A 24,538-nucleotide genomic window follows, 5' to 3' on the forward strand; every position below is an offset into this window, starting at 1 on the left:
ACCGGGCAGGTGTTGAGGTGGCACTTGCGCATCATGATGCAGCCCTCGACCACCAGCGGTGCGGTGGCGAAGCCGAACTCGTCGGCGCCCAGCAGCGCGCCGATGACGACGTCGCGACCGGTCTTCATCTGGCCGTCGGCCTGCACGCGGATGCGGCTGCGCAGGCGGTTGAGCACCAGCGTCTGCTGGGTTTCGGCCAGGCCGATTTCCCATGGGCTGCCGGCGTGCTTGATGGAGGACCAGGGCGAGGCACCGGTGCCACCGTCGTGACCGGCGATCACCACGTGGTCGGCCTTGCACTTGGCCACACCCGCGGCGATGGTGCCCACGCCGATCTCCGAAACCAGCTTCACGCTGATGCTCGAGTGCGGCGCGACGTTCTTCAGATCGTGAATGAGCTGCGCCAAGTCTTCAATGGAGTAGATGTCGTGGTGCGGCGGCGGGCTGATGAGGCCCACGCCCGGCACGCTGTGGCGCAGCTTGCCGATGTAGTCGCTCACCTTGCCACCGGGCAACTGGCCACCTTCGCCGGGCTTCGCGCCCTGTGCCATCTTGATCTGGATCTGGTCGGCGCTGTTGAGGTATTCGGCGGTGACACCGAAACGGCCCGAGGCCACCTGTTTGATCTTGGAGCGCATGGAGTCGCCGGCCTGCAGCTCGTAGTCAACCTCGAAGGTGTCCTTGCCCAGCAGGTCGGACATGGTCTGCCCCTGCTTGATCGGGATGCCCTTGAGCTCGTTGCGGTAGCGCAGCGCGTCTTCGCCGCCCTCGCCGGTGTTGCTCTTGCCGCCGATGCGGTTCATGGCCACGGCCAGCGTGGCGTGCGCCTCGGTGGAGATGGAGCCGAGCGACATGGCGCCGGTGGCGAAGCGCTTGACGATTTCCTTGGCCGACTCGACTTCGTCGATCGGAATCGCTTTGGCGGGATCGATCTTGAATTCAAACAGGCCGCGCAAGGTCATGTGGCGGCGGCTTTGGTCGTTGATGAGCTGCGCGTATTCCTTGTAGGTGTTCCAGTTGTTGGCGCGCGTGCTGTGCTGCAGCTTGGCGATGGCGTCGGGCGTCCACATGTGCTCTTCGCCGCGGGCGCGCCAGGCGTATTCACCACCGGTGTCGAGCATGGTGGCGAGCACCGGGTCGTCACCGAAGGCGGCCTTGTGCATGCGGATGCCCTCTTCGGCAATCTCGAACACGCCGATGCCGCCCACGCGGCTGGCGGTGCCGGTGAAGTACTTGTTGACGGTCTCGGTGTTGAGGCCGATGGCCTCGAACAGCTGGGCACCGCAATACGACATGTAGGTCGACACACCCATCTTGGACATGATCTTGGACAGACCCTTGCCGATGGCCTTGACGTACTGGTAGATCGCCTTGTCGGCGCTCAGGTCACCCGGCAGACCCTTGTGGATCGCGGTGAGCGTTTCCATGGCGAGGTAGGGATGCACGGCTTCAGCGCCGTAACCCGCGAGCACGGCGAAGTGGTGCACTTCACGCGCGGTGCCGGTCTCCACCACCAGGCCCGCCGTGGTGCGCAGACCTTCGCGCACCAGGTGCTGGTGGATGGCCGAGAGCGCGAGCAGCGCGGGAATGGCGATCTGCGTGGCGCTGATGGCGCGGTCGCTGATGATCAGGATGTTCTTGCCACCCTTGATGGCATCGACCGCGCTGGCGCACAGCGAGGCCAGCTTGGCTTCCACACCGGCACGGCCCCAGTCGGCGGGGTAGGTGATGTCCAGCGTGTGGCTGCGGAACTTGCCCTGCGTGGCTGATTCGATGTCGCGCAGCTTGGCCATGTCGGCGAAGTCCAGCACCGGCTGGCTCACCTCCAGGCGCATCGGCGGGTTGACCTGGTTGATGTCGAGCAGGTTGGGCTTGGGGCCGATGAAGGACACCAGCGACATCACGATCGCTTCGCGGATCGGGTCGATCGGCGGGTTGGTCACCTGCGCGAACAGCTGCTTGAAGTAGTTGTAGAGCGGCTTGTTCTTGTCGGAGAGCACGGCCAGCGGGCTGTCGTTGCCCATGGAGCCGATGCCCTCTTCGCCGTTGGCGGCCATCGGACTCATCAGGAACTTGATGTCTTCCTGCGTGTAGCCAAACGCCTGCTGGCGATCCAGCAGTTCGGGCGTGACACTCTCCATGCCGCCGGTCTGCGGCTCGGTGGCGCCGATGCCCTGCTCCTGCGCGGATTCACCGGCCACCGGCGTGTCCACGTCGTCCAGGCGGATGCGCAGGTTGTCGATCCACTGCTTGTAGGGCTTGTTGTTGGCGAGGTTGGCCTTGAGCTCCTCGTCGTCGATCATGCGGCCCTGCTCCAGGTCGATCAGGAACATCTTGCCGGGCTGCAGGCGCCACTTGCGCACGATCTTGTTTTCCGGCACGGGCAGCACGCCCGACTCGGAGCCCATGATCACGAAATCGTCGTCGGTGATGCAATAGCGCGACGGGCGCAGACCGTTGCGGTCCAGCGTGGCGCCAATCTGGCGACCGTCGGTGAACACGATGGAGGCCGGGCCGTCCCACGGCTCCATCATGGCGGCGTGGTATTCGTAGAACGCCTTGCGGCGCTCATCCATGGTGGTGTGCTGCTCCCACGGCTCGGGAATCATCATCATCACGGCCTGCGCGAGCGGATAGCCCGCCATGGTCAGCAGCTCCAGGCAGTTGTCAAACGTTGCCGTGTCGGATTGGCTGGCGAAGCTGATCGGGTAGAGCTTCTGCAGGTCGGCACCCAGCACGGGCGAGGACATGACGCCTTCGCGCGCCTTCATCCAGTTGTAGTTGCCCTTGACGGTGTTGATTTCACCGTTGTGCGCCACGTAGCGGTACGGGTGTGCCAGCGGCCACTCGGGGAAGGTGTTGGTGGAGAAGCGCTGGTGCACCAGGCCCAGCGCCGAGACGCAGCGCTCGTCCTGCAGATCCCGGAAGTAGGTGCCCACCTGATCGGCCAGCAGCAGGCCCTTGTAGACCACGGTGCGGCTGCTCATGCTCACCACGTAATACTCTTTGCTGTGGGTCAGCTTGAGGCGTTGAATGGCGCCACTGGCCGTCTTGCGGATCACATACAGCTTGCGCTCCAGCGCGTCCTGCACGATCACGTCGTTGCCCCGGCCGATGAAGACCTGGCGGATGATGGGTTCCTTTTCGCGCACGGTGGGCGACATCGGCATGTCGCGGTTCACCGGCACGTTGCGCCAGCCCAGCAGCACCTGGCCTTCGGCGGCGATGGCGCGCTCCATTTCCTGCTCGCACGCCAGGCGGCTGGCGTGTTCCTTGGGCATGAAGATCATGCCGACCCCGTATTCACCCGCGGGTGGCAGGGTCACGCCTTGTGCCGCCATCTCCTCGCGGTACAGCGCATCGGGCAGCTGAATCAAGAGCCCCGCGCCATCACCCATGAGCTTGTCGGCCCCGACCGCACCCCGGTGGTCCAGGTTCTCCAGGATCTTCAGGCCTTGCTGCACGATGCCGTGGCTCTTTTCGCCTTTGATGTGCGCCACGAAACCCACGCCACAGGCGTCGTGCTCGTTGGCCGGGTCGTACAGACCGTGTTGTTGGAGGTGCTGCTTTTCGGCTGCCGTGGTCATGGCGCTTCCTTTTCGGTTCGGGGGCGTTGATTCAAAACGTGGGACTGCGGAGCATATTGCATTGCAACAACAATGCCAAGCAGATTAAATGGGGTCAGATTCCAATTTTTATCACCAATTGATATGTGTGTATTAATTGGGGACGGATTAATATTGCATGCAATGTGCCCGGAGCCAGATTGGAGATCAACCAGTTTTTAGAGCGAGGCCCGCCGGCCTTCCAGCCCGCGCTTTGCTGATTCGACGCGGCGTCTGCTTTTGAAGGGCTTCCACAAAACCGGCATCGCCCAGTGCCCAACCGTGCAACGTGGCCAGCGTGATGGCCTTTTGCTCATCACCAGCCAGCCCCGCGCGCACCAATTCGGTGTAAGCGGCTTCCCTTGCAAAGGGCGTGTTCCCCAGACTCCAGTACAAGGCATGGGGTGTGACGCGTCGGTCGTTGGTCTGACCAATAAAGTGATGGTGGCTGGACCAGGCGTATTGCCTCGGGTCACCAACGAGGCCGGCACGCACCGGATTGAGGTCCAGATACGCCATGCAGGCCAACAGGTAACGATCGGACTGGATCAGCGTGGACTTGTACCGACCTTCCCAGAGCGTGCCGCTGCGCTGGTGCAAGTCGTTGAAATAACGCACGTAGCGCCTCCCCACCGCCTGCATCATCAACGGCACGCCCTCTGCCGTTTCGGGAGTAAGCAGCAGGTGGAAATGGTTGTCCATCAACACATAGGCGTTGATCGCCACCATGTGTTTTTTGGCGCTCTCGCCCAGCAATTCGAGCAGCACTTCGCGGTCGGCGTCGGTCTTGACGATCGCCTGCCGGTTGTTGCCGCGTTGGATCACATGATGGGGATAACCGGCAACGGTGAGGCGGGGCAGACGGGCCATGGTGGTTGAGCGCGTTGAGGGCAGCGCGATGCTGCGACATCGGAATCCGACCCCGATTATCGATTATCAGGCGCGACGGCGCATGGCCGCCTGAAGCCGCCCCGCTATCAGCAATCCCAACAAAGACGAAGCGCCGGTGACCCACCAAGTGGACTGCCACCCATCGGCCTGGGTGGCCACCCAGGCCACCAGTGGTGGGCCAATGAACTGTCCCAACGCCGAGAACTGCTGCATCCAGCCCACCGTGGTGGACACGGTGTCCTCACCTGGCGCCAGCACCACTGCCAGGCCGAACAAGGTGCCAGGAATCAAGCCACCCACGCCCGAGAAGGCCAGCACGGCCACGTATTGCCAGACGGGGTATCCCACCGCTGTGAACGTGATCACGGAGCCCAGCCCCATCGCGCAGAAGCCTGCGGCGAGCAACACGCCGGGGCGCATACCCTGCGCCAGCAAGCGCCCAGCGCCGATGTTGCCGGTCATGTTGATGCCGGCTGCCAGTGCGCTCAAGGCACCGACCGCCACCGCGCCGTAGCCGGCTTGCGCGTAGATGGTGGGCAAAAAACCGACCACGGCCAGCCATTGGCCCGAGTAGAGGAAGAACGCCAGCGCAACCCACCAGGGGCCGGGCGCCGTGAGGGTTCTCTTGAGCCGCGGGCGCCATGCAGTAGGGCTGCCCTGCCCACTCGACCGCAGGTCGACCGAGACGCAGCGCGCGAGTACCACAGCCGCACATAGCGACAACAGCGCCAGCAATACCCAGGCCCAGCGCCAACCAACCGCACCCATGAGTGCTGCACCAAAAAACAAGGCCAACGCCGTGCCCAACGGCATGTAGGCACCCCACCAACCCAAGGCGCGCGACAGGGTGGGCGCATGGAGCACGCGTTGGCGCAACAGACCCGGCGCAGGCAGCACGGCGAGCAGGAAACCCATGCCCTCCACCACGCGGGAGAGCAGCAGCACACCCGTTCCTGGTGCCATCGCACCCAGCGCGCTGCCCAGCGCCAGCAACGCCAGCCCAGCCAACATCACGCGCCGTGGGCCCAAACGATCGGCCGTCAAGCCCACCACCAGCCCCAGGGTCATGCCGGCCAGCTGCACCAAGGACAGCAGGAAGCCAGCTTGGACAAGAGACAAACCCAAAGCCTCTCGCAACACAGGGATGGCAACCGGCAGCTTGCCCACATGCAGGGCGCAGGTGACGCCCACGGCGAACACGATGGCGGCTGTTCGCCGGGACACCGGATCGTCGCGAGCGGTCATGAAGGCAGGCGGTTCGGGTCAGCTCAAGGGAACGCCACCGTGCCGAACAGACGCTCGTGCTCGCGAATGGCGAAACGGTCGGTCATGCCGGCGATGTAGTCGGCCACCGCGCGAGCGTGATGCTGGCTGCGGCCATGCGCGTGGGGCAATTCTTCGGGAGCATTCATGTAGCGCTCGAACAAGTCACTCACCACACGGCGTGCACGGTTGGTGGTCTCCATCACCTGGGGGTGGCGGTAGAGGTTGCGCAGCAGAAAGGCCTTGAGTACCTGCGAGCGATCGCGCATGGCCGGGGAAAACGCCACCAGGGGCGGTAAGCCGCGCGCCGCATCGGCGTTGTCCAGCGCGTGTTCGGCAATGCGCAGGCGCGTGTGGTCAATCACGTCGTACACCTGATCGCTGAGCATCAGCCGGATCGATTCGAACAAGAGGCGCCGGCCAGCCAATGTGGGATGGGCGTGCAGCGCTTGTTGCCGGTAGTGCTCGAACAAGGGCACCTCACCCAGCTGTTCCAGTGTCAACAGACCCGAGCGCACACCGTCATCGATGTCGTGCGCGTTGTAGGCGATCTCGTCAGCCAGGTTGCACAACTGCGCTTCCAGGCTGGGCGAACCACCACTGAGGAAGCGCGCGGCCACGCCGTGCGGCTCCTGCTGCTCCAAGCGCTTCGCGTTGTTCCGTGAACAATGTTTGAGGATGCCTTCGCGGGTCTCGAAGCACAGGTTCAAACCGTCAAAGGCCGGGTAACGCTCCTCCAGTTCGTCCACCACGCGCAAGCTCTGCAGGTTGTGCTCGAAGCCCCAGCCATCCACGGCATGTTCACTGGGTGTGAGCGACTGCATGCAGGCATTCAACGCGTCCTGGCCAGCATGGCCGAACGGCGTGTGGCCCAGGTCGTGCGCCAGGGCAATGGCTTCCACCAGATCCTCGTTGAGTTGCAAAGATCTGGCTATGCTGCGCCCGAGCTGCGCCACTTCCAGCGAGTGGGTCAGGCGCGTGCGGAAAAGATCGCCTTCGTGGTTCAGAAACACCTGGGTCTTGTAGACCAACCGGCGAAACGCGGTGGAGTGAATCACACGATCCCGATCGCGCTGGAAGGCCGTGCGTGTGGGCGCCTCCGCTTCGGGGTAGCGGCGACCACGGCTCTGCGCGGGGTCACTGGCATACGGCGCCAGCGTCTGGACGGTTCGTTCCGGCACTCGCTCCATCAGGCGCGCACACTCGCCTCGATCACCTGGGCCACGAGCGCATCGGGCGCGGTGCGCACCACGGCACTGCCTGGACGATCGATCACCACAAACTTGATCTCACCCGCCTCCGATTTCTTGTCCACCCGCATCAGGGCGAGGTAGCGTCCGACGTTGTCGTGCGCATCGATCACTGGCGCCACGGTGGGCAGACCCGCCGCCTGCACCAAACGCATGAGGCGTTCGACAAACGCCGCATCCACCCCACCCAGCAACTGCGAGAGACGCACCGCCATCACCAATCCGCAGCCCACGGCCTCGCCGTGCAGCCAGGCGCCATAGCCCATGCCCGCCTCGATGGCATGGCCAAAGGTGTGACCGAAGTTGAGGATGGCCCGCAAGCCAGACTCGCGCTCGTCCTGACCCACCACCCATGCCTTGATCTCACAACTGCGTTTGACCGCGTGGGCCAGTGCCTCGGGGTCACGTGCCATGAGCTGGTCCATGTGCTCCTCGATCCAGTCCAGAAACGCCATGTCGGCGATGGGGCCGTATTTGATGACCTCGGCCAACCCGGCGCTGAGCTCGCGCGCGGGCAAAGTATTGAGCGTGTCGAGGTCACACACCACGCGCTGCGGCTGGTAGAAGGCCCCGATCATGTTCTTGCCCAACGGATGGTTGATGGCCGTCTTGCCCCCGACCGACGAATCCACCTGTGCGAGCAAAGTGGTGGGCACCTGCACGAAAGGCACGCCACGCATGTAGCTTGCGGCAGCAAAGCCGGTCATATCACCCACCACACCCCCGCCCAATGCAAAGAGCACCGTCTTGCGGTCGCAGCCATGAGACAGCAATGCATCAAAGATCAGGTTCAGCGATTCCCAGGTCTTGTAGGACTCACCATCGGGCAGACTCACCGTGTGGACACGGGCATAGCGCGATGAGAGCGCGTGCTCCAGGCGCTTTCCGTAGATCGGTGCCACGGTTTCATTGGTGATGATCATCGCGCTGTGCGCTGCCGGCAGGGAGCGGTAGCTTTCCTGCGCATCGAGCAAACCCGCGCCGATGTCGATGGCGTAGCTGCGATCACCGAGATCGATCTCGACCTGTTGATGGAGGGAAGATGTGGCTTGAGGCGTCATGGGCCCCAAGTTTATGCCCTGACCGGGTCGAGCCCCGGCTCAACTCACTGGCGAGCTTGCGAAGAGCCGGTTGAATCGCCCGACCCGGGCGCGTCGGGCGGGACCACGCCGCTGAGTTCCAGTTGCATCAGGATCATGTTCACCAACATCGCCACCGAAGGCCTTCCGGTCTCTATCACGAAGTGGGAGATCTGGCGGTACAGCGGATCCCGCACGGCGTACAGATCTTTCAGCCGCTGCTGAGGGTCGGCCACCTGCAGCAAAGGTCGATTGCGGTCGTGCCGCAGCCGACGAAACACCTCCTCGGGCGTGGAGCGAAGATACACCACGGAACCGCGCTGATGCAACCGCTCCCGGTTTTCAGAACGCAGCACAGAACCGCCGCCGGTGGACACCACGCAGGCAGGTCCAGCGGTCAGTTCATCGATCACGGACGCTTCGAGATCTCGAAACCGCTCCTCGCCCTCACGCTCGAAGAACTCTCGAATCGAACAACCCAACCGTTGTTCGATCACATGATCCGAGTCAAAGAAAGGAAGCGAAAGGCGGCGTGCCAACTGCCGACCAACCGTCGACTTGCCTGAGCCAGGCAAGCCGATCAAGAAACAGGAGGTGGCACTCAATTGATGGCAGATCGACCCAGCACGCGCGGTGTGATGAAGATGAGCAACTCTGACTTGTTGTTGGTCCGTTCGCGCGACTTGAACAAATTGCCCACGCCGGGCAGATCCCCCAGCAGTGGAACCTTGTTCACGGTGTCACGTTGCGTCTGCTCGAAGATGCCGCCAATCACCACGGTTCCACCATTTTCAACCAGCACCTGGGTCTGCACGTGCTTGGTGTTGATGGCCACACCGTCGGGTGTGTCCACACCCCTGCTGTCCTTGTTGATGTCCAGGTCCAGAATGATGTTGCCTTCGGGCGTGATTTGAGGCGTCACCTCAAGCTTCAGATTGGCCTTGCGGAACGCGATGGCCGTGGCACCGCTGGACGTTGCTGTCTGGTACGGGAACTCCGTGCCTTGCTCGATCAAGGCCTTGACGCCATCAGCGGTCACGACTCGTGGGCTGGCCACGATGCGGCCCTTGGAATCCGATTCCAGCGCGGAGATCTCAAGGCTCAGGAAACGCGACGCGTTGGGGCTGAAGAGCGACAGCGCATAGGAGGCTGCCAAGGCAGTACCCGGGTTGGCCGGCAAACTCACAAACGGCTGCGATGTTGTTGTTGGACCAGTTGAGACGGCTCCATAGGTAGAGCCAAAGTTGCCCTGCACTTGATTCCCGTTGATGGAGCCTGCGCCGAAGCCGCGAACACCGCCACCCAACCTCACACCCAGCGATTTGCCGAAGGTATCGTCAGCCTCGACGATGCGTGCCTCGATGATCACCTGGCGAATCGGGATGTCCAACTTGGCGATCAAATCTTGAACTTGCTGCAATTTGGACGGGATGTCCGTGACGAACAGCTGGTTGGTCCGAGGCTCGGAGATGACACTGCCGCGCTCCGACAGAATGCGAGCGTTGCTGCCGCCTGCGGCGCCACCACCACTGCCGCTTGAGGTCAGTTGGGTCGCGATGTCGACCGCCTTGGCGTAGTTCATCTGGAAGCCCTGCGTGCGCAACGCCTCCAGGCTCTCCGTTGAGGCCCTTGCTTCAAGGTCCTGCTTCTCACGCGCAGCAATCTCGTCTTTCGGTGCGATCCAAAGCACGTTGCCCGACTTGCGCATGCCCAAGCCTTTGGCTTGAAGAATGATGTCCAAAGCTTGGTCCCAAGGTACATCCTTGAGGCGCAGCGTCACCGAGCCGGTCACAGAATCCGAGGTCACCACGTTGAAGTTGGTGAAGTCGGCGATCACCTGCAGCAGCGAGCGAACTTCAATGTTCTGGAAGTTCAACGAAAGCTTCTCACCGTTGTAGCCAGGCCCTTGCGTCAACTTGCTCGAATCGATCTTCTGCTCGCGAATTTCCAGAACGAACTGGTTGTCACTCTGGTAGGCGGAGTGTTCCCAGTTGCCAGTGGGCGCCACCACCATGCGCACCCGGTCGCCGGTTTGCGAGGTTGTGACGCTCTGCACGGGCGTGCCGAAGTCACTCACATCCAGCCGGCGGCGCAATCCCTCAGGCAGGGAGGTCTTCAGAAACTCCACCACCAGGTTTTGCCCCTGCTGACGTATGTCAACACCGACCTGGTTGTTGGCCAGTTCCACCACCACACGCCCAGCGTTGCCCACGCCGCGCCGGAAGTCGATGTCGCGAAGCGACGAAACATCGCGGTTGCGGTTCTCAGCAAAAGAAGATGGCGGCGCAGTCACGGCCGTCACAGCCTCGGAGCGCTGCAACACGACCAGAAGGGAGTTGCCTTCAATCTTGGTTTCGTAAGAAGCTGTCTGCTTCAAATTGATCACCACACGGGTCCGGTCGCCGGCCTGCACCACATTGGCCGAGCGCAGATTACCTTCGTTGATTTCAACGGTGCTGCGGCCAATGGCGTTGGCAACACCAGGGAAATCCAGCGCAATGCGGGCAGGAGACTGAATGGTGAACCCGGTTGGCACCGCGGTGAGCGGCTGGGCGGTGTTGATGCGAATGACCTCTACCCCACCCTGCACGCCTCCCGTCACCGACTGAATCGCGTTTTGAGCTTGCGCCCAGACGGAGGTGAATGCCATGCAGGCAAAGACTGCGCCCTTGACCACGCCCCATTGCACGGCTGAGACCACGGGAGCCTTGTTTGGCTTGTTCATTTAGAAGCTTCCTCTTGTAACTGCAGCGCTGCGGGGCGCTCCGTCCATTCGCCGCCGGAATCCTGCACGACCTCGCGCATGACCACCTCCGTCTCCGAAATCCGGGTCACGCGTCCATAGTTCTGCCCCAGGTAGTTACCCGGACGAACTTGATACAGCAGGTTGGCAACCTTGACGAGTGCAACCAGTTGCCCATCCCTGTTCATGCTGCCGACCATGGACATCGTGTCCAGTGGATAGGCTTCAAGTGGTTGCTTGCGCCGGTTGAGTTCAGGTTCGATCAAGGCCGCGTTGACCACCGGGGTGGATTGGCTTCCGCGCAACACGCTCGTGAGCTTTTCAACGCTGAAAGGTGGCGTCAACCGCTCCCCGGCATAGGCTTGCGGTTCAAACTTCGTGGGCGCCGGTATGGGCTTGACCGATGGCTTGATGCTGTTGCGCTCACTCTGCATCCAGGCTTGCAATTCGTCTTGTCCAGAAGAGGTGCAAGCTGACATCACCAAGCCAACTGCAAGCACAGCCAAGCGATTCAAATACGTTGAGGAAGTCACTTCTTGGCTCCCTGTGCTTTTTGTTGAAGAGCGATTTCGTCCTGATCCAGGTACCGGAAGGTCTTGGCAATGCAGTCCATCGTCAGAACGCCTTCGCGATTGGCAACCGGCGTCAGTGTCAGGTTGTTCAGCGTCACGATGCGGGAGAGGTTTGCGATGTCAGCGGCAAACAGTCCGATGTCATGGTAAGTCCCCGTCACCCGTACCGAGATCGGCAGTTCAGCGTAGTACTCCTTCACGCTGACAGCGCCCGGGCGAAACAACTCAAACTGCAAGCTGCGTCCCAAGCCCGCCTGGTTGATATCCGACAACAAGGCATCCATTTCTGCTTTGCTGGGCAGCTGCTTTTCAAGCTGGGTGACGTACTGCTGAACCTGTTCAAGTTGCTTGCGCAGTGCATCCAGGTTGACCGCTTGCACTGCCTTCTTCCTGTAGTCTTCGCGAAGCTGCTGCTCGCGGGCTTTCTCGGCAATCAACTCCTCGTCGGAGTCTTTCAACCAGGCAAACCACAGGCCGGCAATGACCGCCGCACACACCGCCACAAACAACAGATTGCGCGGCAGGCCGGGCCACTGCGAAGGATCGTTGGGATCAAGCCCGGTGAACTGGCTTTTGAGTTTTTCCTGGACTCCTTTGAAGTCCACGTTGATGCTGGGCGATTTGGCCATGATGCGTTGCCTGTGTCAGACCTTGCCCGGAGCGGCAGGGGCGCCGGCGGGAGTGGTCCCTGCTTCGGCAGAGGGGCGTTTGAGTGATGCGCGGATGGAGAAGTTGAATACCCGCCTCTGTTGTGCAGCCAAAGCCACGCTTGAAGACACAATTTCGATCAGCTCTGGGCGCACCAACCATTGGCTGTTGTTGGCCAGATTGCGCAGCAGGTCGGACACCCGCTCCTGGGACTGGGCCACGCCATTGAGCAAGACGCTCTGGTTCTCGTGCTTCATGGACTTGAGGTAAACGCCGTCAGGCAACTGCGTCACCAACTCGTCCAGCAAATGCACCGGTGTGTTGCGGTCGCCCTGCAGATCCTCAACCGCGGTTTGCCTGGCCCGCAGGGATGCAATTTCCTTTTGCAGGCCCGCGATGTCCTTGATTTCGGCATCCAGGCGGGTTATCTCGGCCTGCAGGAACGCGTTGCGATCCTGTTGCGAGGCAATCTGCCCTTGATACCAGGTGAACACGGCGCCACAAACGATGCCGCCCAACAAGGCTGATAGACCCAGTTGGGTAAAAAACTGATCCTTTTGTCGCTTGCGCGCCGCCTCTCGGTGGGGCAGCAGGTTGATCAAGATCATTGGTAGAACCTCCGCAAGGCCAACCCGGTTGACGTCAAGTACGAAGGCGCTTCGCGCGAGATCTTGCGAGCCTGTATGGAGGGCGCCATCTCCATGGCGTCGAAGGGATTGATGACCATGCAGGCAAACGAAGTCTGGTGGGTCACCGCCTCCGTCAGCCCGGGCAACGCTGCACTACCCCCCGCCAGCAAGATGTGGTCCACCTTGTTGTAGGGCGTGCTGGTGAAAAAGAACTGCAAAGCCCGGCCGACCTCTTGCGCCATGCTTTCAATGAAAGGATCCAGGACCGCCGCACGGTAGTCATCCGGCAAGTCACCGGAACGCTTCTTGGCCTCGGCCTCGTCAGCGGAAAAGCCGTACTGGCGAACAATCAACTGCGTCAGCTGTGCGCCGCCAAAGGCCTGATCCCGTTCATACAAAACGTCGTCGTTGCGCATCACCTGCATGCTGGTCGTCAGGGCGCCCACTTCAAACAGAGCCACCAAAGAATCAATGCCTTGGTTTGGCAGCGTCTCGATGACCCTTCCTGCGGCCATGCGGGAGGCGTAAGACTCGACATCCATGACCACCGGCTTGAGCCCGGCCGCCTCGGCCAGACCCTGACGGTCCGACACTTTTTCCTTGCGCGACGCAGCAATCAGGACCTCGACGTCGCCCACCGAATTGGTACTTGGACCAATGACACAGAAGTCCAAGCTCACTTCGTCGAGTGAAAAGGGAATGTACTGATTGGCTTCAGATTCAACCTGCGCCTCCAGCTCCTTGTCGGACAACCCACCGGGCAGGATGATCTTTTTGGTGATCACGGCCGATGCAGGGAGCGCCAGGGCCACGTTTTTCGTCTTGCTGCCACTCTTGCGAACAACTCGGCGAACGGCTTCGGCCACCTCGTCAAACTTTTCGATGTTGCCGTCGGTGATCCAGCCACGTTCGAGCGGTTCCATGGCACAACGCTCCAGCACCAGATCACCAGATCGGTTGCGGGACAGTTCAACCAGTTTGACGCTCGACGAGCTCACGTCAATGCCCAACATGGGCGCCGGTTCCCGGCTGAATAACGACCCCAATGAGATCAAGGTGACCCCCAGATATGATGACGCCAGTGGGCGCCAGACTTAAGACTTCACTTGAATGCTAGCAGCAAGGCCCTTGTCCAGCAAAGAAATTTTGCTTTTGCGACAAATCGAAACGTTGTCAAAATCCTACGTGTCGGTGCTGCGCTGCCAACCCTGTCATGCACCTTTGGTCAGCGAACTACACAACAACTCACAATATGCCGACAACGCTGGCTCAAGCCGCTTCGCGCCATTTTTATAATCAGGGTTTGAGGCCTTGATCGACTGCATGCCTACCCAAGATACCCCCACACCTCCCGAATCTTCCAAGCCAGTATCTGCGGGGCACACTGCACTCATCTGGGTGGGACGCTTGGTGGTGGTTGTGGCCGGACTGGCGGCGGCAGGTGTTGTAAGCGTGTTGATGACCGTGGGCATTGCGTTGGCTGTGGCCTACCCGAATCTTCCCGATGTCACTGGGCTCGCTGACTACCGACCCAAGCTGCCATTGCGTGTGCTGACGGCGGAAGGACAACTGATCGGCGAGTTCGGCGAGGAGCGCCGCAACCTGCTCACGATCAACGAGATTCCCGAGGTGATGAAGAATGCGGTGCTGGCCATTGAGGACGCGCGCTTTTTCCAGCACAGCGGCGTTGACTATCGAGGAATGATCCGCGCCGCGTTGGCAAACCTGCGTCAGGCCAAGAGCCAGGGTGCATCAACGATCACCATGCAGGTTGCACGCAACGTGTACCTGTCCGCCGAGAAGAGCTACACACGCAAGATCTACGAGGTGCTGCTGACCTTCAAACTGGAGCACATGCTCACCAAGGAGCAGATTCTCGAGATCTACATGAACCAGATCTTCCTGGGTCAGCGAGCCTATGGGTTCTCGTCGGCAGCCCAGGTCTATTTCGGCAAAGCGCTCAAGGACGTGACGATCGCCGAGGCCGCCATGCTGGCGGGCCTGCCTCAGGCGCCTTCAGCCTACAACCCGGTCAGGAATCCGCGCCGGGCCCGCGCTCGCCAGTTGCACATCATCGACCGCATGGTGGAAAACGGGTTCATCTCGGCCGAGCAGGCTGAGCAGGCCAAGTCCGAGGATCTGAGACTGCGTCCGGTGGGTAGCGCCACCCAGGTGCATGCCGAGTTCGTGGCCGAGATGGTTCGGCAATCTATCGTCACCCAGTACGGTGAAGAGGCTTACACCCGGGGATTGGTGGTCACGACTTCCCTCAAGCAGACGGAGCAGTTGGCGGCTTACCGGGCTGTGCGCCAGGGTGTGCTGGACTACGAACGGCGACAGATCTACCGGGGACCCGAGCTGTTCATCGACCTACCCACCGACAAGGCTGCCCTGGATGAAGCGGTGGACGACGCACTGACCGAGAGGCCGGACAACGACGATTTGCTGTCGGCTGTGGTGCTTGAAGCGGGGCCCAAGCGTGTGCTCGCGGTGCGACAGGATGGAGAACCTTTCGAGATCACGGGTGATGGTCTCAAGCCGGTGCAGTCCGGCTTGTCGGACAAGGCTGGGCCCAACATCAAGATCCGGCCTGGCGCGGTGGTCAGGGTGGTGCAGACCACCACCAAGGCATGGCGCATCACGCAGTTGCCTGATGTGGAATCGGCTTTTGTGGCCATGGATCCCCGCACGGGCAAAGTGCTTGCGCTGGTGGGCGGCTTCGATTTTCAGAAGAGCAAGTTCAACCATGTGACCCAGGCCTGGCGCCAGCCCGGCTCCAGCTTCAAGCCCTTCATCTACTCCGCTGCGCTTGAAAAAGGGCTGACGCCGATGACTGTGGTCAACGACGCGCCGCTGTTCTACAGCGCGGACGCGACAGGGGGCAAGCCCTGGGAGCCCAAGAATTACGACGGGCAGTTCGAGGGACCGATGTCGGTGCGCCGCGCCCTGGCCAAGTCCAAGAACATGGTCTCGATCCGCGTGCTCCAGTTGGTGGGCACACAGAGCGCTCAGCAGTGGGTGGGGCGTTTTGGCTTCGACGTGGACAAGCACCCGCCCTACCTCACGATGGCTCTGGGCGCGGGTTCGGTCACGCCAATGCAGATGGCGGTCGGCTACGGCGTGTTCGCCAACGGTGGCTACCGCGTTGCCCCGACGCTGATCACCCGTGTTGCCGATCACAAAGGCAAGGTGATCTACGAGGCCCCTGAGCCCACGCTCACCGACGCCCAACGGGCCATCGAGCCGCGCAACGCTTTCATCATGAACAGCCTGCTGCAGGAGATCACACGCTCGGGCACGGCTGCGCGCGCGCAGGCCACCTTGAAGCGGACCGATCTTTTCGGAAAGACCGGCACCACCAACGATTCGGTCGACGCATGGTTCGTGGGCTACCAGCCGACGGTGGTGGCAGCCGCCTGGGTGGGCTACGACGCGCCGCGCAACCTGGGCAGCCGCGAAACCGGTGGAGGCTTGAGCCTGCCGATCTGGATCTCGTTCATGACACAGGCCCTCAAGGACGTGCCGGTCGCGGCGTACACGCCCCCTCCGGGCGTCATCAATGTGAACGGTGAGTGGTACTTTGAAGAATTTGGTCCCGGCCACGGCGTACATGGCCTGGGACTGCAGGATGCCTGGCCAGGCGCCGCCCCACCGGCGCCGGACCCTGCAACAGCCCCCCCAGTTGCGCCTGCCGCCCAGGTGGAGGACCGGCGCGGCATCCTGGATCTGTTCAGGAACTGAAGTCCAGCGTCTGCCCGGATTGTTCCGAGGCGAAACGGGAGAGGTGGGCCAACAGCTCGCCCTGGCCTTTGGTATCCATCCACGCCGCCCCGTCGTGGCGGTAGTGGAAGCCGCCAGCGCGCGCCGCCAGCCAGACTTCCTGCAACGGCTTTTGCAGGTTGACGATGATCTGGCTGCCATTGGCAAACGTCATCGTGATCATGCCGCCCACTCGCTGGTTATCAACATCGGCATCGGTCTGATCGTTGATGCGATCACAGGCCAGCTCAATCGACCTCAGCAGCGATTCCGCCAGGTCTTGGTACTCGGTGTCGGTCATTACAATGGTTGCATGTTGAAAACGTCACTCATTCTAGGCCGCGCCCCTTCACGCACTCGGGGTGTGGGGATGGTGATCAGCCTGTTGTTGCTGACGGCTTGCGGTCAAAAGGGCCCCCTGTATCTGCCCACGCCCGCACCCGCACCGGCCTCTGCAACCCCCACGCAGGCCACCCCGGCAACACCCGGCAGCACAGCCCCGCGCTGACATGCCCAGCGGGTCCATCCGCCGGCATGCTCACCCGATTCATCCGCACCTCTCCCTCCCAGCATGACCACCCTGCCCGGCCCGCCACCCATGAACCTGCCACCCTTCATCTCGTACCAAGCGGGTGATCTCGTGATGGAGGGCGTGTCGCTCAAACAATTGGCCAGTGAGCACGGAACCCCCCTGTTCGTGTACAGCCGCGCCGCCATGCTGAACGCGCTGGCGGCTTACCAGCGCGGACTGGCCGGGCGCTCGCACCAGATCTGCTACGCCATGAAGGCCAATTCCACGCTGGGCATCCTGCAGACGCTGGTGCGCGCTGGCTGCGGACTGGACATCGTTTCGGGGGGCGAACTTGAACGTGCCCTGGCTGCGGGTGTCGAGCCCGGCCAGGTGATATTTTCCGGCGTGGGCAAGACGCGCGCCGAGATGCGACGCGCGCTGGAAGTCGGCATCGGCTGCTTCAACGTCGAAAGCCGCGCCGAGCTGGACGTGCTCGACGAAGTGGCCCGTGGCATGGGCCTGCGCGCGCCGGTGAGCGTGCGCGTGAATCCCAACGTGGATGCGCAGACCCACCCCTACATTTCCACCGGTCTCAAAGGCAACAAGTTCGGCATCGCGCATGAAGACGTGGTGGCCACTTACCGGCATGCGGCTGGCTGCGCTGGCTTGCGCGTGGTCGGCATCGACTGCCACATCGGCTCCCAGATCACGCAGACCGGACCCTACCTCGATGCCATGGACCGGGTGATCGACTTGGTGGAGAGCATCGAAGCCGCGGGTGTTCCCATCGAACACATCGACTTCGGCGGCGGTCTGGGCATCGACTACCACGGCGATACGCCCCCCCAAGCCGATGCCCTGTGGCAACAGCTTCTGCATCGCCTGGACGCTCGTGGTTTTGGCGGCCGCAAGATTTTCATCGAACCCGGGCGCTCGCTGGTGGGCAACGCCGGGGTGTGTCTCACCGAGGTGCTCTACCAGAAGCCTGGCGAGCAGAAGAACTTCCTGATCGTGGACGCGGCCATGAACGACTTGCCGCGCCCGGCCATGTACCAAGCCTTCCACCGCATCGTGGAGGTCTCTCCCCGCGATGAAGCGCCGCTCACCTGGGACGTGGTTGGCCCGGTGTGCGAGAGCGGCGACTGGCTGGGCCGCGACCGCGCGCTGGCCGCGCAGGCGGGCGATCTGCTGGCAGTGCTCTCGGCTGGCGCGTATTGCATGAGCATGGCGAGCAACTACAACACGCGGGGTCGAGCTGCCGAAGTGCTGGTGGATGGGAGCACCGCCACGATGATCCGGGCACGCGAGTCAGCCGCCGATCAGTTGCGCCTGGAAACCTTGCTGCCACCAGCCTGAGCCCGCGCCTCAGGCGCTGCGCGGCTTTGAAAGTCGCCGCCAGAGGCGCCAACCGAGCAGCGCAGCAAAGATGGCGGCATAGACCGCGACCTCGGCAAAGTCGTTCTTGCCGCTGCGCATCCAGAAAAAATGCAGCACGGTCAGACCGGCGACGGCATAGACCGCGCGGTGCAGCATCTGCCAGCGTTGGGCACCCATCGCACGGATGGCCCGGTTGAACGACGTGGCTGCCAGTGCGAGCAAGAGCAACCAGCTCAGGAAACCCACCAGGATGAACGGCCGCTTGATCACGTCGTCCACGATGCCGGGCACGCTGAATTCCATGTCGAACCAGGCATACGCCAGCAGGTGCATGCAGGCGTAGAAGAACACGAACAAACCCACCATGCGGCGCAACCGCGCCAGCGCCACCCAGCCCGTCACCGTGCGCAGCGGCGTGATGGCCAGCACCAGCACCAGGAAGCGGATGGTCCAGTCGCCCAGCGATCGGATCAGCGCTTCAGCCGGGTTGGCACCGAGTTGGTTGGCAACCGCCGCCCAGACAAGCCAGGCGAACGGCAGAAGGGCCAGCACGAAACCCATGGGCTTGGCCGCGCGGTGACCGAGCCAGCGGTTGATGCGCGAGCCTACCGGGCGAGTGGGACGGGTCGATGAGCCCGCGACGACTTGAGACACGGTGGATGTCATGAGGCACCTTGTTCAAGGATCAAAAGAACTTGCGCAGGTCCATGCCCGCGTACATCTGGCCGACCTGGGGTTCGTAGCCGTTGAACATCTGTGTCTGACGGCGTTTGGCAAACAGCCCGCCTTCTTCGCCGATGCGGCGCTCGGTCGCCTGGCTCCACCGCGGGTGCGAGACCTGCGGGTTCACGTTCGAATAAAAGCCGTACTCTTGGGGCGCGGCGCGGTTCCAAGCCGTGCGCGGCTCCTTGTCGGTGAAGCGGATCTTCACGATCGACTTGCCACTCTTGAAACCGTACTTCCATGGCACGACCAAGCGCACGGGTGCGCCGTTCTGGTTGGGCAAAACCTCGCCGTACATGCCGAAAGCCAGCAGCGTGAGTGGGTGCATGGCCTCATCGAGCCGCAGGCCTTCCACATACGGCCACTCCAGCACATTCGAGCTCAATCCCGGCATCTGCTTGTTGTCGGCCAGCGTCACGAACTCCACGAATTTCGCACTGCCCTGCGGCTGCACCTGCTTGATGAGTTCGGCCATCGAGTAGCCCACCCAGGGCACCACCATCGACCACCCTTCAACGCAACGCAGGCGGTAGATGCGCTCTTCCATCGGACTCAGCTTGAGCAGCGTGTCCAGGTCGAAGGTGCCTGGTTTGTTCACCAGACCCTCGACAGCCACCGTCCACGGGCGTGGCTTGAGTGTCTTGGCGGTGACAACCGGATCGGACTTGTCGGTTCCGAACTCGTAGTAGTTGTTGTAGCTGCTCGCGTCCTCGTACGAGGTCAGCTTCTCCACCGTGGCCGCACCCGGCACGGCCGACGTTTTGCCAAGCAGTGCCGCCAGCTTGCCAGGCTTGGGGGTGGAGCCGGCCGATTGGGCCCAGACATCCTGCGAAGCCAGCGAAGCGACACCACCACCGAGGGCGGCTGCGGTGAAAGCACTTCGCTGCAGCCACTGCCGACGGTTCTGGTAAGCCGCCTTGGACGTGATCTCGCTGGGGAATGGGTGGTTGAAGCCGTCTTGGGAAGTGCGTATGAGCATGTTGGCGATCCTGGCTGATGCAACGCCTTGCGCAGAGGATGCCGCGCAGGACTTGCCGTGAGTCGTCGGACAGCCGCGATTCTTACAAAGTTCCGGTGCGGACCGCGTCAGCCCGCTCCATGCCCCGCCTGCGGGATCAGAGTTCGCCGTAGCTGTGCAGGCCCGACAGGAACATGTTCACCCCCAGGAAGGCGAAGGTCGTGACCGCCAGGCCCACCAGCGCCCACCAGGCCGCCACGGTGCCACGCAGGCCTTTCATGAGGCGCATGTGCAGCCAGGCCGCGTAGTTCAGCCAGACGATCAGCGCCCAGGTTTCCTTCGGGTCCCAACTCCAGTAGCCACCCCAGGCCTCGGCCGCCCACAGAGCACCGAGCACGGTGGCGATGGTGAAGAAGGCAAAGCCCACGGCGATGGCCTTGTACATCACGTCGTCCAGCACCTCGAAGCTGGGCAGACGCTCTGCAATGCGCTTGCGGCCAAACATGATGGTGGCCACGATGAGCGCCGACACGCCGAAATAAACGAACCAGTAGCTGCCGCCCTTTTCGGCTGCCGACTGACGGAACACGATGGGCTCCAGGCACAGAACCAGGCCCAGGATCCACAACGGCGCAAGCTTGTACCAGCGTGTTTCGCTCGCGCTTTGTTTGATGAGGTAGGCAAAGGCCAACATGGCTGCGATGGCAAACGTGCCGTAGCCGATGAAGTTGGCCGGCACATGCAGCTTCATCCACCAGCTCTGCAAGGCAGGCACCAGCGGCTGGATCGCATGCGCTTCGCGGATCACCGTGTACCAGAGCAAAAACCCCACAGCGGCGCTGACCACCAGCATCACGAACGCACCCATGCGGCGGGTCTTGTACTGGTCTTCGTAGTACAGGTAGAAGGCCGCCGTCATCCAGCAGAACAACACGAACACCTCGTACAGGTTGCTCACCGGGATGTGACCGATGTCGGGGCCGATCTGGTGGCTTTCGTACCAGCGCACCATGGTGCCGATGAGCGCCAGGGCCACGGCCACCCAGGCCAGACGCGAGCCCAGCAATTCGAAAGTGTCGCCCGCGCGGGTGAACATGCCCGTCCAGTAAAACGCGGTGCTCATGAAGAACAGCATGCTCATCCACAGGATGGCCGACTGGCTGGAGATGAAGTACTTCAGCATGAACATCTGATCGGCGCGCGCCAGATCGGCGGTGCCCGCGGGCGTCTGGTAGAGCCAGATCGCCAACAATGCAAATGCCGCCACGGCCACGGCCAGCGCGCGCAGCGGCCGCCAGAACCAGCCGAGCCAGATCAAGGAGGGCACCACACCCACGAGGATGGCCTTCTCGTAACCATCCATGGCCGAACCATAGAGCGCAAACGCGATCGCGGAGCCCGCCACGACCAGCGCGGCGAAGAGCCAGTCCCACACGTTGCGGCGAGCGAAGTAGCCCGGCTCCAGGCCTTGACCTCCTCGGTTTTTCTTCAGTTCGATCGTCTGGTTCGCGGTGGCGGTATTCATGCTGGCACCTTCAACAACTGGGTCTTCAAGAGTTCAAATTCGCGATCGGCTTCCATCGTCTTGCGGTTCGACGACAGCGCCATGCTGGCCTGGGAAGCGTGCTCACCGGAGGGCGAGAGCCATACCCACAGGCGGCGTTCACGCACGTAGAGCATCGCAAACACGCCCACGATCAGCAACAGGCAACCGAGGTAGACGATGTTCTGGCCCGGCGCACGCGCCACCTGGAACACGCTGGCCTGCACGTGTGTGAAGTCCTTGAGCTGGAACGTCATGGGCGCAGGGTAGAAGAAGGTGTCGCTCAAGCTGATCACCGCCTGCGTCATGAACTGTTGGGTGGCGTCGTTGCGTTCCAGAGGCGGCACACCGGCACGTTCGCGGCTGACCTGCAGCAGCTCGAACAAGGTGCCGTTCAGGATGCGCACCAGCACTTCGCTCGCGCGCTCGCGCTCGGCTTGCGGCACATTGGTTTCCAGAAAATTCGACACGGCCTGCAAGCCACCCTGCACCCGTGGCTTCGTGATCGCCACACCGTTCACCTCAGCCACCGGCGTGATCCGGGCAGCGGGTTCCGCACCGGCAAACAAGGCCAGCGCCCGCGTGGCCGAGGCCACCAGGGCTTCCGCCAGTTCCGGGCGCCCGTCTTCGACCGCCGTGACTGCGTAGCGGCGTACCGCGAGTTCGCGCATCTGCGGGTCGTCGAGCGCTGCACGCAATCGCACGAAGCCGTCCATGCTGTCGTTCTCGTCCACCGGGATGCGCAGGTAACGGAACGGATCGGAAGGCGTTTCACGCAGACCCAGCAGGTACATGCGCGCGCCTTCAATATCCATGGGCAGCATGTAGTTGTGGTACTCCACCGCCTGGCCCGCCGCATCGCGCAGCTTGTAGGTGATGCTCGGACCCACGTTGCGCAGGGTCTTCTCGGTGGTGGTCTTGTGGCCACTGCCCAGGCGGCTTTCGATCGAGCTGCGCAGGTCGACCTTGCGCACGTCCACGCCAGCAGCCGGGTTCACGCCGGCAAAGTTCTCGACGTTGATCGTGCGCAGGCCGGTGTACTCCAGCACCATCTTGTCGTCGCCGTTGCTCAAAGCACTCGAACTGCCGATGGTGCCTTCGATCTCGAACGGCCGGGTGGGCCGGTTCAGCGGCACGGCCTGCAACTTCACGCGCGAACCCCCGTCGTCAAAGCTCGACTGGTAGATGTTGATGCCGCGGTGGCTGGCCGGGTGGTTCACCTCCACGCGCGCTTCCTTCTTCTCACCGGTCTCGAAGTCGGTGATCACGATGTCGCTGGCGAACAGCTTGGGCATGCCGGTCTCGTAGTACTCGACGATGAACTTTTTCAGCTCGACCGAGAAAGGCAGGTCTTGCAACAACACGCCATTGGGTTGCGCGAGGATGGCCGTGCTGGCGGTCGTGCCCTCGGTCACCAGCAAGTTGGCGCGAAAGGTCGGGTTGCTGGAGGAGAGGCGGTGCTGGGCAGGCACATCGGCAATGAGTCCACCGCCAGTGAACGCCGACTTGCCGTTGAACCAGGTCTGGGCCCGCACCATCAGGTCGCCATCGAGCAAGCCACCAATGCACACCAGCACGATGGCGCTGTGCGCCGCGAGGTAGCCGATCTTGTTGGCCGCGCCGGTCTTGGCCGCCACCATCCAGCCCTGCCCTTGCGGCGTGTCGCGCGACTGCAGCTTGACCTTCCAGCCCGAGCCCAGCAACGTCTGACCGATGCGGTTGGCCGCGGTCTGCGGCGTTTCCACGAGCGTGCTCTCGGCGCGGTGCGGGAACGCCTTGAGACTTTGCTCGCGGATGTTTTCCTTGTAGGCCTTGAAGTCGGCGAGGATCTTGGGCGTGTTGCGGGCAATGCACAGGCTGGTGCTGGTCACCAGAAACGCCAGGATCAGCAGGAACCACCACGCGCTGTACACCGAAAAGAGGTTGGCGCTGGCAAACACATCGGCCCAGAACGGGCCGAACTGGTTGACATAGTTGTTGACCGGCTCGTGCTGCTTGACCACGGTGCCGATCACCGAAGCGATGCAGATGACCGTGAGCAGCGAGATCGAGAACCGCATCGACGACAACAACTCCACCGTCTCGCTGACGATGCGCGAGCTGGTGCGGATGTGCAGGCCTTGGGTGGAAACGGTCATGGAGCAGTGGGGTACGGTTCAACAAAAAGGGCGGTTCCAGTGATCCTGGAACGCGCCCTGTTGTGATGTTGTTTTTCGCTGGCGGTTCACCGCCGGAAGGCTTTATCGCATTGCACCGGCAAATATTATCGTTTACTTATATCCCAGCAGCCGGTGAAGGGCAAGAGGCCAGGAGGAATCTCAGCGCAGACCGGCGATGTAGTCGGACACCGCCTTGATTTCGCGGTCGTTCATTTTCGCGGCCACACCCGCCATCTGGAGGTTGTTGGCACGGGTGCCGTCGCGGAAAAGCTTGAGCTGGGTAGCGGTGTAGTCGGCATGCTGACCGGACAGGCGGGGGTACTGCGCGGGAATGCCGGCACCGTTGGGGCTGTGGCAGCCGGCGCATGCGGCGATCTGGCGATCAGGGATGCCGCCGCGGTAGATGCGCTCGCCCAGGGTCACCAGGTCCTTGTCGGTGGCAGCGCCCGGCGTGGCCTTTTGAGCCGCCAGCCAGAAGCCGATGTTGCGCATGTCGTCGTCAGACAAGGCGGTTGCCATGCCCTTCATGATGGCGTTGTCACGCTTGCCCGATTTGTATTCCTGCAGTTGCTTCACCAGGTATTCCGGATGTTGCTGAGCGAGTTTGGGATTGGCCGGCGTGGTGGAGTTGCCATCGGCCGCGTGGCAAGCCACACAGACCTGACCGAACGCCGCGGCGCCCTTGGCCAGATCGGGTTTGACCGCCTGCGCCTGGACACTGAACGACAAAGCCGCAGCAGCGGCGGCGCAAAGAAAGGAAACAGGCAATTTCATGACGGGACGGGCGTCGCGTGCGACGTGTTCAGGTTGAAGAATTTCGCGGGTTGT

At 62.4% G+C, this 24,538-nt stretch carries 20 protein-coding genes; 3 read left to right on the plus strand and 17 right to left on the minus strand.

Going from position 1 to position 24,538, the window contains the following annotated elements; genetic code table 11:
• The 11 genes from IV113_RS17060 to IV113_RS17110 all read right to left on the minus strand — a co-directional run.
• Positions 1-3,587: glutamate synthase-related protein (locus IV113_RS17060; RefSeq protein WP_291087295.1), on the minus strand; the 3,587-nt coding region annotated here is incomplete at its 3' end.
• A gap of 186 nt (positions 3,588-3,773) precedes the next feature.
• Entirely contained in the window at positions 3,774-4,475 is a 702-nt protein-coding gene (locus IV113_RS17065) for a transposase (RefSeq protein WP_291087297.1), read from the minus strand.
• Positions 4,476-4,541: 66 nt separating this feature from the next.
• A complete protein-coding gene (locus IV113_RS17070) occupies positions 4,542-5,741 on the minus strand; it encodes an MFS transporter (RefSeq protein ID WP_291087299.1) in 1,200 nt (399 codons plus the stop codon).
• A 23-nt stretch (positions 5,742-5,764) separates the two neighbouring features.
• On the minus strand, positions 5,765-6,940 hold the full coding sequence (locus IV113_RS17075) for a deoxyguanosinetriphosphate triphosphohydrolase (RefSeq protein ID WP_291087301.1): 1,176 nt from the start codon (positions 6,938-6,940) through the stop codon (positions 5,765-5,767).
• Between the two features lie 8 nt (positions 6,941-6,948).
• Positions 6,949-8,070 carry a 3-dehydroquinate synthase gene (gene aroB / locus IV113_RS17080; RefSeq protein WP_291087303.1) on the minus strand — a complete coding sequence of 374 codons (1,122 nt, stop codon included), beginning with the start codon at positions 8,068-8,070 and terminating at the stop codon, positions 6,949-6,951.
• Positions 8,071-8,114: 44 nt separating this feature from the next.
• Positions 8,115-8,669, minus strand: a complete 555-nt coding sequence (locus tag IV113_RS17085; protein WP_291087433.1) for a shikimate kinase — start codon at positions 8,667-8,669, stop codon at positions 8,115-8,117.
• Positions 8,670-8,689: 20 nt separating this feature from the next.
• Complete coding sequence (locus tag IV113_RS17090; protein ID WP_291087305.1) at positions 8,690-10,813, minus strand: type IV pilus secretin PilQ; 2,124 nt, start codon at positions 10,811-10,813, stop codon at positions 8,690-8,692.
• Positions 10,810-11,310, minus strand: a complete 501-nt coding sequence (locus tag IV113_RS17095) for a pilus assembly protein PilP (protein WP_291087435.1) — start codon at positions 11,308-11,310, stop codon at positions 10,810-10,812. Before IV113_RS17095 ends, IV113_RS17090 begins: the two co-directional genes overlap by 4 nt.
• 50 nt (positions 11,311-11,360) lie before the next feature.
• Positions 11,361-12,032: a type 4a pilus biogenesis protein PilO gene (locus IV113_RS17100; protein WP_291087307.1), complete on the minus strand. Its 672-nt coding sequence runs from the start codon at positions 12,030-12,032 to the stop codon at positions 11,361-11,363.
• Positions 12,033-12,047: 15 nt separating this feature from the next.
• Complete coding sequence (locus IV113_RS17105) at positions 12,048-12,659, minus strand: PilN domain-containing protein (RefSeq protein ID WP_291087309.1); 612 nt, start codon at positions 12,657-12,659, stop codon at positions 12,048-12,050.
• Positions 12,656-13,735, minus strand: coding sequence for a pilus assembly protein PilM (locus tag IV113_RS17110; protein WP_291087311.1), 1,080 nt, complete (start codon positions 13,733-13,735; stop codon positions 12,656-12,658). Before IV113_RS17110 ends, IV113_RS17105 begins: the two co-directional genes overlap by 4 nt.
• A gap of 268 nt (positions 13,736-14,003) precedes the next feature.
• On the opposite strand from IV113_RS17110, the gene IV113_RS17115 reads away from it, so the two are divergent.
• The gene (locus IV113_RS17115; RefSeq protein ID WP_291087313.1) at positions 14,004-16,421 is read left to right on the plus strand and encodes a penicillin-binding protein 1A; all 2,418 of its coding nucleotides are present in this window, start codon (positions 14,004-14,006) and stop codon (positions 16,419-16,421) included.
• Here IV113_RS17115 and cyaY read toward each other — a convergent pair.
• The gene (gene cyaY / locus IV113_RS17120; protein WP_291087315.1) at positions 16,411-16,740 is read right to left on the minus strand and encodes an iron donor protein CyaY; all 330 of its coding nucleotides are present in this window, start codon (positions 16,738-16,740) and stop codon (positions 16,411-16,413) included. The two genes, IV113_RS17115 and cyaY, sit on opposite strands and share 11 nt — an antisense overlap.
• Before the next feature lie 69 nt (positions 16,741-16,809).
• On the opposite strand from cyaY, the gene IV113_RS26275 reads away from it, so the two are divergent.
• Positions 16,810-16,947 (plus strand): lipoprotein, encoded by a 138-nt coding sequence (locus IV113_RS26275; RefSeq protein ID WP_363318636.1) that lies wholly within the window; start codon positions 16,810-16,812, stop codon positions 16,945-16,947.
• Positions 16,948-17,010: 63 nt separating this feature from the next.
• Positions 17,011-18,306, plus strand: coding sequence for a diaminopimelate decarboxylase (lysA, locus tag IV113_RS17125; RefSeq protein WP_291087317.1), 1,296 nt, complete (start codon positions 17,011-17,013; stop codon positions 18,304-18,306).
• Between the two features lie 9 nt (positions 18,307-18,315).
• Here the strand turns inward: lysA and IV113_RS17130 are convergent, their stop codons facing one another.
• The 5 genes from IV113_RS17130 to IV113_RS17150 form a co-directional block, all read right to left on the minus strand.
• The gene (locus IV113_RS17130) at positions 18,316-18,888 is read right to left on the minus strand and encodes a protein-methionine-sulfoxide reductase heme-binding subunit MsrQ (RefSeq protein WP_291087437.1); all 573 of its coding nucleotides are present in this window, start codon (positions 18,886-18,888) and stop codon (positions 18,316-18,318) included.
• A gap of 124 nt (positions 18,889-19,012) precedes the next feature.
• Positions 19,013-20,029, minus strand: coding sequence for a protein-methionine-sulfoxide reductase catalytic subunit MsrP (gene msrP / locus IV113_RS17135; protein ID WP_291087319.1), 1,017 nt, complete (start codon positions 20,027-20,029; stop codon positions 19,013-19,015).
• Between the two features lie 136 nt (positions 20,030-20,165).
• Positions 20,166-21,533 carry a c-type cytochrome biogenesis protein CcsB gene (ccsB, locus tag IV113_RS17140; RefSeq protein WP_291087321.1) on the minus strand — a complete coding sequence of 456 codons (1,368 nt, stop codon included), beginning with the start codon at positions 21,531-21,533 and terminating at the stop codon, positions 20,166-20,168.
• Positions 21,530-23,689, minus strand: coding sequence for a cytochrome c biogenesis protein ResB (locus tag IV113_RS17145; RefSeq protein ID WP_291087323.1), 2,160 nt, complete (start codon positions 23,687-23,689; stop codon positions 21,530-21,532). The genes ccsB and IV113_RS17145 overlap by 4 nt, the downstream gene beginning before the upstream one ends.
• A gap of 180 nt (positions 23,690-23,869) precedes the next feature.
• Positions 23,870-24,484, minus strand: coding sequence for a c-type cytochrome (locus IV113_RS17150; RefSeq protein WP_291087325.1), 615 nt, complete (start codon positions 24,482-24,484; stop codon positions 23,870-23,872).
• Positions 24,485-24,538 lie beyond the last annotated feature (54 nt).

Source organism: Hydrogenophaga sp. (genome assembly GCF_018780385.1).
GTDB lineage: Bacteria > Pseudomonadota > Gammaproteobacteria > Burkholderiales > Burkholderiaceae_C > Hydrogenophaga.